The following is an 11,761-nucleotide window of genomic DNA, read 5'->3' on the forward strand; positions in this document are numbered from 1 at the left end:
ATGGTAGACCGTCTGCCCGGCGGCGGCGCCGTTGAACTGGGCCACCATCACCCCGTCCGGCCGCAGCGCCGCGCGGACCGCCGCCGCGACCCGCTGCACCGTCGCCATCAGCCGCGCCAGCATGGCGGGGTCGGCCTCCAGCAGGTTGCGGGCCGTGCCGGCCTTGGGAATCACCAGCACATGGCCCTCGGACTGCGGGAAGGCGTCCATGAAGGCCAGGGTGTCGTCGTCCTCATGCACCTTCGCCGCCGGCAGCTCGCCGCGCAGGATCCGGGCGAAGACGTTGTCGCGATCATAGGTCCCGTCGAGCGACATGGATCGGTCCTCGGGCTGGGTGGCGGCGCCGCCACCATCGGCGACGCCGGTTCGGCCGCGCAACGGCCGGGCGGAGCCGCTAGACCAGCCCCTCGGCGACCTTCAGCAGATACTTGCCGTAGCCGCTCTTCTCCAGCCGGCGGCCCTGGGCGACGAGCTGCTCGCGGTCGATGAAGCCCCGCAGATAGGCGATCTCCTCCGGGCAGGCGACGCGCAGGCCCTGGCGCCGCTCCAGCGTCTGCACGTAGCTGGCGGCCTCGAGCAGGCTGTCATGCGTGCCCATGTCGAACCAGGCGAAGCCGCGGCCCATCCGCTCGACATGCAGCCGGCCGCGCTCGAGATAGACGCGGTTGACGTCGGTGATCTCGAGCTCGCCGCGGGCGGACGGCTTCAGGTTCGCGGCGATGTCGACCACCTCCGCATCGTAGAAGTAGAGGCCGGTGACCGCCCAGTTGGAGGTCGGGTTGCGCGGCTTCTCCTCGATCGTCGCGGCCCGGCCGTCGGCGCCGAAGCCGACCACGCCGTAGCGCTCCGGATCGTCGACGTGATAGGCGAAGACCGAGGCGCCGGAGGGCTGCGCCGCGGCCGAGGCCAGCAGCTCCGGCAGGCCGTGGCCGTGATAGATGTTGTCGCCGAGGATCAGGGCCGACGGGCCGCCGGCGACGAAGTCGGCGCCGATGATGTAGGCCTGGGCCAGCCCGTCAGGGCTGGGCTGTACCGCATACTCGAAGGCCATGCCCCATTGCGAGCCGTCGCCGAGCAGCCGCTGGAACTGCGGCATGTCGTGCGGGGTGGAGATGACCAGCACCTCCCGGATCCCGGCCAGCATCAGCACGCTGAGCGGGTAGTAGATCATCGGCTTGTCATAGACCGGCATCAGCTGCTTGGAGGTCGCGAGCGTCAGCGGATGCAGCCGGGTGCCGCTGCCGCCGGCCAGGATGATGCCTTTCATGGGAGCTCCGGTGGATGGGTGGGTCGGGAACGGAATCGCGCTCAACTCCAGATAGACGAGACCGCAGCAGCTCCCCCGTGGCAAGCCACGAGCCATGCCTGCCGACGACGTCCAACACGAGCCGTCGGAATCGGTTCAGGTCAACGATGGGCCACAGAGCCCCTCGACGCACCACAAAGTTCGGACTCATCCCGGCCGGCCTCGGCTCCGGCGCGGTCGGAGAAACGTGCAGGTGCTTTACGGAGAACTTCGTCGCAATGATCGAGGATCATACCGGCACATGATCGGCAGTCGCGAACACTATCTCCCGGCTGCGTCACCCATGCGGGTGCCCCACGCCATTCCCACTCAGCGCGACGATGCGGTGCCGGGCGGTCTCGGCAAACTTATCGAAGCTGAAAACCTCCACATGCCGCTTCGCCTCGCGGTCAAAGCCGCGGGCCGACATCTCCCCCCGGTCAAGCACCAGGCATTCCCGTTCCGGCGATGCGAGCGCCTGCGCGACTCCGTCGACCACCTGGGCCAGCGCCTCACCGAGCGCCGCGATATCGCCTGTAGCCACCAGGCGGCCCAGACCGCCCGCGACATTGGGCAAGTTGTGCGCCGAGTAGCCGACCGGAATGCACCCCGCCCGCAGCGCCTCGACGACGGGCTTACAGAATCCCTCATGATAGGACGGGATCGCGAGAACATGAGACGATCGATAGAGCTGGTGCAGCCGCTCATCGTCCACGGTGCCCAGAAACTCGACGGGAAATCCAGCCGTGGCGATGGCGGCCCGGACAGCGTCGACATAGGCCCGGTCGGAGAACGAAACATTTCCGACAATACGGACGCGAATCGCGGACGCGAACTGACGATGAACCTGCCCCAGCCCCTGAAGCAGATCGAGCACGCCCTTGGCTCGAACAATTCGCCCGACGAACAGGATATCGACCGGAGACAGCGCCTTCTGTTCCAGGTAACTCAACGATGGCGTCTCGACCGCCAGCGGCGCGGCGTGCAGGCGCGACGGATCGAAACCGCGGTCCAGGAGTTCCCGCTCGTTGACAGGACTGACGGGCCAGATCTCGTCCGCGTGTTTGAGATTCCAGAGCTGTTGGAACGACTGCCTGATCACCGATCGATGCGTCGGCGGCACGAATTCGAGTGGCGTAATGTTGTGAAAATAGACCACACGCCGGGCGCGGCCATTGCCTAGCAGCAGCGTATCGAACACCTCGTTGTAAACGCCGAAGTGATAAAGCAGGACATCTGCTTGCAGATAGGCAGAGTTTGTCAGGAGATCGGCGGCACCATGAACGATCTGCGCGCGGATTTCGGGAAAATCGCTCTTGCAGGTGAGGACGATCGGTTCGAACCGACGATCTGCGACCAGCGCCTGATACGTGTCATAGGCTGCGGCGGAAATGGCATCATGCTGCACGACGACGGGACAGATGATCGCCACCCGCAGAGGCTTCACCGCCATCTGCCGCTCGGCCATAGGCGAAGGCATCGCGAGGGTCATGCGGCCCCTCCTGCCTGCCGCCACCCCGGGCCGGATGCCAGGCGCCTCCCGGAAAAATCCCGAGCGGCGCGATCGAGACATTCGATTACGCCGGAGGCCATACGAGCAGCGGTAAAGCGGGCCTCGTACCGCGCCCTGGCTCCCGCAGCGAGCCGGCGACGGAGATCGGCATCCAGCACCAGCCGCTCGACACAAGCCTCAAGGGACGCCGCATCGCCGGGTTCGGCCAGAAGGCCGCTGGCACCCTCCTCGATCACCTCCACCATGCCGCCAGCCCTGCAGGCCACGACCGGCTTCGCGAACATCATACCTTCAAGCAGCATGAGGCCGAAGGACTCGAATCGCGACGGCGCGACGAAGATGTCGCAGCCGCGATAGAACCCGCGCAGCCGGGCGTCGTCCACCTCGCCGTGGAAGACGACACGGGAGCGGATGGTCTCGGTGCCCGGATCCGCTTCGAAGGCGGCACGCCAGGTCACGCCTTGAGGACCAGGTAGCGTGTCATTGCCCACCACGTCGAAATGCAGATGCGGATGCCGCGTCAGAAGCGAGCGAATCACCTGAAGCAGCACGTCGATCCCCTTGCGCGCCTCGAGCCGGCCCACAAAGAGGAGGCGCAGCATCCCTTGCGGCAGGACCGGCGGATCGTCGGCGGGGAGCGCCGTCCAATCCTCCAGCCCGTGCGGCACGAGCGACAGGAGGTCCGGTTCGAGCTTGAGACCATATGCATCCTGCGTCTGCGCCACGATCGCCGCACTGTTGGCGACGATCCGGTCCGAATGGGTGAGGACGAACCGCTCCAGCGCAAGCATCGGCGTGCCGAACTCCCGCATGAACTTCGTATCGGCGGCGCGCTCAGGATGGCTGTCGAGCCAGGACCGCAGCATGGTGTGCAGACTGCAGCAGATGGGCACCCGGCGATCGAGCACGAGGGCAACCGGCTCGCAATCCCAGATCGGAGCGCAGACCGCTGTCACCGGACGCTTGGCCGCGATCGCATCGACCGCACGCGCCATTGTCGCCGAGTGGGCCCAGATGTGCTGCGGGACGCTGGGCTCCGCAGGTGCGGCCGGCACCGCATCAGGGCTGGCGAGCAGACGATGGACCCACACTCCTTCCTCGAAGTCGACGCGATCGTGCCCCTCCCCCTGCGTGAGCACATGGACGTGATGCCCGAAGGCCGCGACGCTCCGGGCCAATTGATGGACATAGCGTCCCACGCCGCCAACCGCCTGCGGCGGATAGGACTGGGTCAGGAAGCAATAGGTCCGCCGCCCGCCTGCGGGCGCTGCGGACACAAAGGGAAGGAAGGGGCTGCGGAAGGCATCGAGGGTTTCCTTCGTCATCAGCCGCCGCCGGCCGGCGAGCCCTCGCTCAAGACCGTCGCGCCAGGCCTTCTCGGCCTCCTCGAAAAAGCGGGTGCGGTCGTCTTCCGTCAGCCGCTCGACCGAGATGGCCCAGTTCACCTCGTTCCTGAAGTTGGCGACAAAGCGTGCGGCTTCCTCGACGGCATCCTGGATGCTGTGATGGCCTCGGGCATTGAGGATTGAAAAATAAATCTTGTTCTTGATTATCGGATACCAGTGCTTGACGATTTTACTTTCGTTCCGAATATGGCTAGGCCGATATTTGTGATGGACATAGGCTTTGTCGAGCTGGGCGACCGCCCAGCCCGCGTCGACCACCCGGCAGATGACGTCAGTCTCGTCCAGAAAGTACTCATATTCTTCGTCAAAACCGCCGACAGAGACGATGACATCCCGGCGGAAGGAGCTGTTCGCCCCCAGCAGATGGGGGAAGTTGGTGGTATAGGGGAAGTTCAGTTCAGTGGCCGGGCGATCCCAGGACAGATCCGCACGGCCCAGCCGATCAACAGTTCCGAACTTCCATTGGAATTCAACCCCCGTGTGGTTGTAGACAAAGCCACCGCTCGCGGCAACGCGTTGATCCTGATAGCTCTCGGCCAGATCCCGCAACCATTCCGGCTCAGGAATCGCATCGTCGTCGATAAAGGCGACAATATCGCCGTCAGCCATCGCGATTCCGATATTGCGCGATATCGAAATATTCCGCTCGGGACAGGAGGCGACCTTTATCCTTCCGCCCCAAGCCCTCAATACGTCTTTGGTCCGATCCGGCGTCGGCCCGCAGACGACACAGACCTCGAAGCTATCATATTCCAGATACTCAAAGCTCTTCAAGGTCTCGGCCAGGCTCTCCGCGCGCCCATCGGTATTGATTACGATGGAAATCTTTGGCAATTCCGCGTTCTCCGCGAGAGCACTGGTCATTGAAAGCACTTTACCCGCGCTTGGCCTGGATTTCGAACTCAAAGCACTTGCCGTTCACCCGCCCCTTCACCGGGACAGCGATATCGATGTAACCAGCCTCGCGAAGCAATGCGGAAAGGCTTTCTGGCGTGAACATGTTGTAGTGAAAATCGCCATGATAGTCCTGGGCGCCGAACAGCACCTCCCTGAAGTCCTCGAACGGGTAGGTTCCCGCCGCAGCCCCGGCGAGCATCGCTTCGCCATCGGGCACGATGGCGCGGAACTGGCCGCCCTTGACCAGCAGCTCTCGCCAATAGGGCAACAGGCGTCGTTTCACTTCTTCCTGAGGGAAGTGTTCGAGCATGTGCGCCGAGAAGATCTCGCTGACACTCTCCGGCTCCAGCGGAATATCGCCGGCATCGGCGATGATGTCGACCCCTGGCAATTCCCTCATGTCGACGTTGACATATCCATCCAGGGGTATGTGGCCACATCCGAGATTCAGCCGGATGCCGCCAGCATTGCGCTGCTCGTCGATCCGCTGCTGATTGACGACGCGGCGTTCCACCTCTCCACCGCTCTGCCTGGCCGCGGATCGGCCATAGGCCATCTCGTACATCACCTCGCGTCGCACAAACTCGACACGGTCCCACAGCCTCCCGATGCTTTGATCAGCAGAGGCCGCGGATCTCTGGAAGACAGCGGCCTGTGACTCGAGGCGTTGCTCCATGTCTCTTATGGCCTTCTGCTGCGCCCCGCCCAGCTCCGTTACCTCACCGCGGAGGCCGGCCAGCTCGTGCCCGAAGGCTCCCACCGAAGACACGGAGTTGAGGAATGCCGGGATGTGCTGGCGCCAGCCGGTATCGAGCCGGTCCAGCCGCTCCTCCATCGCCCGGAACCGAGGTTCGATCTGTTTCGACACGCGCTTCACGAGCGGTCGCTCGATGCGACGTCTCAAAGATCTCAGCAGTCCCATCGCAGCCCCTTCACGATCGATCGCAGCCGTCCTCGCCGGGGCAGCCTTGTGCCAGAGTTTGCCACCCGACTCAATCAGCGCGGCGCCGCGTGACCGACGCCCCTCGCCCCTTCCTATCGACCGTCATGCCCAGACGGGTTCGCCCTGGCCGGTGCGCTCAGCGCCTGCCAGATCCCTTCCGCCACATCGGACCAGCGGCGCAGATCCTCCCGGCGGATCCGCCCCGCCATCGCCTCGCGGTGAGCGTCATCCGTGATCAGCTTGAGGCAAGCATCCAGGATGGATCTCGGATCATAGGGATCCGCGTATTCGACCAGCGACCCACCGACTTCGGGCATCGAACTCACATTCGAGGCGACGACGGGGCGCCCGAACCAGAGGCTCTCGCCGATGGGCAGGCCCCAGCCCTCGTAGTAGCTCACGCAGACCGAGAACAGGCAGCGCTTGTAGAGATAGGCCAACTCGAAGTCATCCGGCCGATCGACGATTCGGATATAGCCCCCGAGATGCCCGGTCCCTTGAAGGAAACTGTCGAAGGCTTCTTTCCTCCACCCCTGTTTGCCCGCAAAAACAAGAACCGGTGTATCAAGGCCAAGGCGACGGTGGACCTCCTGCCAGACGACGGCCAAGGTCCAGATATTCTTCCGCGACTCGATTGTCCCGACCACCAAGACGTAAGGCAGGAGTGCGGCGTTGAGAACCTCCGACCGGATGCGATGCCCGCCAAAGCTGTGCCGTTCGGGATCGAACAGCTTGGCTGAGGAAGGCGCCCCCTCCCGGCTTTCAGGAAGCAGAAGTTCATGCGCGAGGGGGACCACCTGGATCGGAGCGATATATCCCATCTGCGAGCGCATGAAGTGTTCCAGATCGCGCCGCGTCGACTCCGAGTTCACCAGAAAAAGATCGGCGAGACGGCACATCCGCTCGATCCAGCCCGAGAACCGCTCCGGCATGTTGTTTACGACATGCTCCGGCGACACCAGGGGAATCAGATCGTGCACGAACTGGCACACCTCTATGCCTGTTCGGCCCTTAGCCTGCTCGAGAGAGGTCAGGTAGTCGTCGAACAACGCTTCCCACGTAGCACCCGATATGAACACGAGATCTCCCTTTTTGAAGGAGACATCGATGGCATTCCTGGCTCCAAGAACCTGACTCCGCTTTGGCCGGATCTTATGGCGGGCGAAGGTCCTTCCGCCATCCAGGGCGTTGCGCAGCCGCAGCCGAACGGCATGCAGGCGCCGCTTAAACGAACTCTTGTACCGCCCCTTCAAATACTCCCTGAGCTTGAGAAAGCCAGCCTCGTTGGGAACGATATCGAAATATCGGCAGAATTCGACGTGATCGTATACGTATTCCGATCCAAATGGCTTAGCCGAAAACCAAACAACCTTTTTTAGAATTGGATGAAAGCAGATCAACCGTAGGTCATTGTCGCTATATTTCTCAGATACATATTTAATGATCTCAAGCGATACGCGCTGAATTCCGCTAAGCCGGTTGTTCGATCGAGCGAACACCAGCACATCACTGACATCAAAGTATATTGTCCTGCTTTTATCCATGCTGGCCTACACGGTTGATCCACGGATTCTCGCAACGCCGAAATTGTCGGGTATCGGCCTGCATAGGGGGCAGACGCAGGCCCCGGCTAAGCGATGCTCGCAAGCTCACGGTCGGTCTTGGTCGACGGCGCGGCCGCGGACGGCACGGTTGCAAGATAGACATCTTCTGCAACGTCTCGCCATGCCCGCAGCGCGGCTCGTTCGATCATCCGCTCCCTTTCCTTGACATATGCGGGATCCGTCACGGCGCGTGACAGCCCTTGCCTCAGATCGCCCTCGTCTCCTGGATCGATATAGTCCGCGAGGTTGCCGCCGACCTGCGGCATCGAGGAGGTCCTCGAGGCGATGCAGAGCTTGCCGAACCACAGGCTTTCGCCGATCGGCAGACCCCAGCCCTCATAGAGGCTGGGGAAGACGGTGAACAGGCAGTGCCGATAGAGGAAGGCCAGCTCGGCATCCGTCGGCGTCTCGACCACCGCGACCGTGCCGCCGAGATTGTCGGTCTTGGCCAGGAGATCGAACAGATCCTCGGTCCGCCAGCCGCGCTGGCCGGCCAGCACCAGGCGAGGCAGCTGCGAGCCCAGCTCCGACCGCAGCCGGTCCCAGATCCTGACCAGGGCATAGGCGTTCTTGCGCACCTCGATGGTGCCGACGCACAGCACGAATGGCGTCTCCGCGATCGCACGCACGGCCGGTGCCACCACGGCATCATCCGCCACATCGCCGGCAAACTCGTGGGCCAGCGGCGTGACCTGGCTGGGGATGCCCTTACCGGCAGCCGGCAAGACCTCCCGGAGATCCGCTTCGGTCTGGTCCGACACGCACAGGAAGCCGGACACGTAGTCCGGAACGCGCTCGAGGAAGCGCCGGAATTCGGCCTGATGCCCCGGCTTCGCCAGCTCCGGCAGCTTCACCGGAATGACATCGTGGATCAGCTGGAACACCGTATTGCCAGCCGCCTTCCGGCCGGCCAGGAAGGTGATGTACGGGTCGTTGCGGAGCGTCGGCACCGGCACGAAGATCCGATCCGACGGGGTCAACGTCGGCTGCGACAGGCGCCGGCCGAAACCCGACGCAACTCCCAGCCGCCAGCACAGTCGGCCAAGCTTCGCCGCAAGCCGGCGAAGCGGCGTCCGATCCGCCCCTCCGGCGTCATAGGGGATCGCCATGTCGCGCACGAATTCGGCATGGTGCGCTTCGAACCTGTAGTCGGGCCCGAGGAAGGACAGGTCGATCTCGACCACCCGCCGCAGCTTCGGATGCCAGGCGATGCCGCGAATCGCCCCCGCCCCGTGCGTCGCCACCAGATGCCCCACCACCCGCAGCACCACGCGCTGCACGCCGGTCACGGTGGTATGGCCGCGCGCATGCGCCAGGATCGGGGTCATGTCGCAGAACAGGCGCGGCGGCCGCTCGCCCGTCGCCAGGGATCGAGCCCCCATCCTACCCCGCCACCGCCACGACGGCCCGCGCTTCGCCGCCAGCCTGCTCGTCCTCGGCGGTCTGCATCGTCCACAGCCGGGCATAGAGGCCGCCGCGCTGCAGCAGCTCGGCATGGTTGCCGGTCTCGACGACTTGGCCCTGATCCAAGACGTAGATCAGGTCGGCGCCGCGCACGGTCGACAGGCGGTGCGCGATCATCAGCGTGGTGCGACCGACCATCAGCCGCGTCAGCGCGTCCTGCACCTGGCGCTCGCTCTCGGTGTCGAGCGCCGAGGTCGCCTCATCGAGCAGCAGGATCGGCGCATTCTTCAGCATCGCACGGGCGATCGACAGGCGCTGCCGCTGTCCACCGGAGAGGCGCACGCCGTGCTCGCCGATCTGGGTGTCATAGCCCTGCGGCAGGCTGAGGATGAAGTCGTGCGCCGCGGCGCCGCGGGCCGCCGCCTCGATCTCCTCCTGGCTGGCGCCGGGCCGGGCATAGGCGATGTTGTCGCGCACCGTGGCGTCGAACAGCGTGGTCTCCTGGCTGACGAGGCCGATCTGCTCGCGCAGCGAATGCTGTGTGACCTCGCGGATGTCGTGCCCGTCGATCCGCACCGCACCTTCGGTCGGGTCATAGAAGCGCGGGATCAGGTTCAGGAGGGTCGACTTGCCGGCACCGGACGGACCGACCAGCGCCACCGTTTTGCCGGCCGGGATCTCGACCGAGATGCCGCGCAGCGCCGGGATGGCAGGGCCGTAGGAGAAATGCACATCCTCGAGCCGGATCGTGCCGGTCACCCGGTCCAGCACCGCGGCGCCGGGACGGTCGGTAATCGTCGGCTGCTTGTCGATCATGGCAAAGATGCCCTCCGCCGCGGTCATCCCCACCTGCACCGAACCCCAGGTATTCACGATCCGCTTCAGCGGGTCGTACGTCGAGATCAGCGCGAAGATGAAGGCCGTGAACTCGCCGGTGGTCCGGTTGCCGCTGATCACCTGCGACCCGCCGTAGAAGATCACGCCGGCGATAGCGATGCCCGACAGCACTTCCATGAAGGGCGTGTTGTAGGACTTGATCCGCGTCATCCGCTGCGACAGCTTCGAGACCGCCTGGACGAAGGTCTCGGTCGCCTTGATCGTGCGGTGTTCGGCATTGTAGGCCTTGACGTGGCGGATGCCCTGGAACACCTGGGTCAGGTAGCTGGTCAGCTCGCCCATGCCGAACTGCGACTTGCGGGTCACCTTGCGCAGGTCGCGGCCGACCTTGATCACCGGAATGGCCGAGAGCGGGAAGGTGATGGAGGCGACCAGCGCCAGCCGCCAGTCCATGTAGAACATCGCCACCAGGAGACCGAGGAGCGTGGTGGCGTCGCGCCCGATCGATGCCGCGCTGGTCGAGACCGCGCCCATCACCGCCTGGACGTTGTATATGAACTGGCTGACCAGATGGCCGGAGGCGGTGGCATGGAAACTGGCCAGATCGTCCCAGATCTTCCGGCTGAACATGCGCATCTGCAGCTCGGCGACAATCCGCCGGCCGATGCTGTTCATCACCACGGTGAAGCCGTAGGTCGAGGCGCCTCGGATGAAGAAGATGACCACGACGGCGATCGAGATCGGCATCAGCAGCTCGGCATTCTTCTCGGTGAAGATGCCGTCGAGCGTGTGCTGCAGGGCGTAGGGGATCGCCGAGGTCGCGGCAGCGGTCGCGGCGAGACACAGGAAGGCCATCACGAAGCGCCAGAAATGGCCCTTCATGTGCTCGCGGAGCATCCGCTTCGCGATCTGCCAATCCGTCATTTGGCCGGTCCGCGGTCCGATGGCCGTCTGTGCTCTCTTGCTCATGGGGTGCTCATATAGCGCCGTCCGGCCGATCCGCCAAATGACAGTCGCGTCAGGTGCGGAATGCGAACAGGGCGCCGCGGCCGGCCCCAGCCGTCTGGTGCGGCTGCGGCGGGCGGGCGCCCTGTGCTGTCGCGGAGTCGCGGCCGGCCCTGAGCTGGGTGGCTGCGCCTCGGCTCTGAAAGGCTCAGCGGCGGAAAGTGCCGCGGGCAATGGCGTCGAAATCGCCCGGGCCGATGCCCAGCTCGTCCATCTCGCGCCGGTCGAGCATCAGCAGCTCGCTGTAGACCCGCTTGTACTCGCGGCGCTCGGCAACGCGGCGGGCGACGGCCGCGCGGAGGCGGGCGAAGGCGCCGGCGGGGCGGGTGGTGGCGGGAGCGAAGTCCAGAACGTCGATATGCATACTTACCTCATCTGCCGGCGAGACCGGCCTCTCTGTGTTCCCCTTATACGCCTCTTAATGTAGGACGTCTGCGCCGGGCCAGGATCGGACTTTTTGCAGTGCAGCAATGGTAAGCATGCATGACATGAAGTTGACACGATCGCTCCCGATCGGCCGTCGACTAGGGCATATTTTAGCTGTGAAATTCAGAAATCCACAGGCCGCATAGCGCAGTTTGTTGACCTGCCCGGAGTCGCGCTATATCTAGGGGCACGGAACCGGCCCACCGCAGACGGGCCCGCGGCGATTTGATGGGAAGCAGCTTGCGCCCGCGTCACCAACCGCTAAAGCGCCACGATGCAGGTCGTGGTTCCCTCGGCGAGACGAGGCAGGACACGACGATGACCAGGACGGCCCTTCACAGCCCTTTCGCGCACCGGACGCTCGCCACAGGGCGGGCGGCCGCGGCGTCGATGCGCTGTCGCCGCGCCTGATCCGGGCCGCCGCCCGCGGCCGCACTGCCC

Annotated in this window: 9 protein-coding genes; all 9 read right to left on the reverse strand. The window is 64.5% G+C overall.

Translation table 11 applies throughout. The annotated features are described in order from the left end of the window. The coding region (locus P409_RS13690) for an HIT domain-containing protein (protein WP_034837312.1) at window positions 1-315 on the reverse strand (315 nt) is incomplete at its 3' end. Window positions 316-394: 79 nt separating this feature from the next. Beyond that, entirely contained in the window at window positions 395-1,267 is an 873-nt protein-coding gene (rfbA, locus tag P409_RS13695) for a glucose-1-phosphate thymidylyltransferase RfbA (protein ID WP_034837315.1), read from the reverse strand. A 316-nt stretch (window positions 1,268-1,583) separates the two neighbouring features. After that, entirely contained in the window at window positions 1,584-2,777 is a 1,194-nt protein-coding gene (locus P409_RS13700; RefSeq protein WP_034837318.1) for a glycosyltransferase family 4 protein, read from the reverse strand. Next, window positions 2,774-5,068 (reverse strand): glycosyltransferase, encoded by a 2,295-nt coding sequence (locus tag P409_RS36225; RefSeq protein WP_052120568.1) that lies wholly within the window; start codon window positions 5,066-5,068, stop codon window positions 2,774-2,776. The genes P409_RS13700 and P409_RS36225 overlap by 4 nt, the downstream gene beginning before the upstream one ends. A gap of 10 nt (window positions 5,069-5,078) precedes the next feature. Continuing rightward, complete coding sequence (locus P409_RS36230) at window positions 5,079-5,978, reverse strand: class I SAM-dependent methyltransferase (RefSeq protein ID WP_238578682.1); 900 nt, start codon at window positions 5,976-5,978, stop codon at window positions 5,079-5,081. Between the two features lie 158 nt (window positions 5,979-6,136). Next, a complete protein-coding gene (locus P409_RS13715; protein WP_081991492.1) occupies window positions 6,137-7,588 on the reverse strand; it encodes a glycosyltransferase family 4 protein in 1,452 nt (483 codons plus the stop codon). 86 nt (window positions 7,589-7,674) lie between these two features. Further along, a complete protein-coding gene (locus P409_RS36235) occupies window positions 7,675-9,030 on the reverse strand; it encodes a glycosyltransferase family 4 protein (RefSeq protein WP_052120573.1) in 1,356 nt (451 codons plus the stop codon). Window position 9,031: 1 nt separating this feature from the next. Beyond that, on the reverse strand, window positions 9,032-10,813 hold the full coding sequence (locus P409_RS13725; RefSeq protein WP_052120575.1) for an ABC transporter ATP-binding protein: 1,782 nt from the start codon (window positions 10,811-10,813) through the stop codon (window positions 9,032-9,034). Window positions 10,814-11,042: 229 nt separating this feature from the next. Beyond that, on the reverse strand, window positions 11,043-11,258 hold the full coding sequence (locus P409_RS13730) for a hypothetical protein (protein WP_034837326.1): 216 nt from the start codon (window positions 11,256-11,258) through the stop codon (window positions 11,043-11,045). Window positions 11,259-11,761 lie beyond the last annotated feature (503 nt).

This window comes from Inquilinus limosus MP06 (assembly GCF_000767795.1).
Lineage (GTDB): Bacteria > Pseudomonadota > Alphaproteobacteria > DSM-16000 > Inquilinaceae > Inquilinus > Inquilinus limosus_E.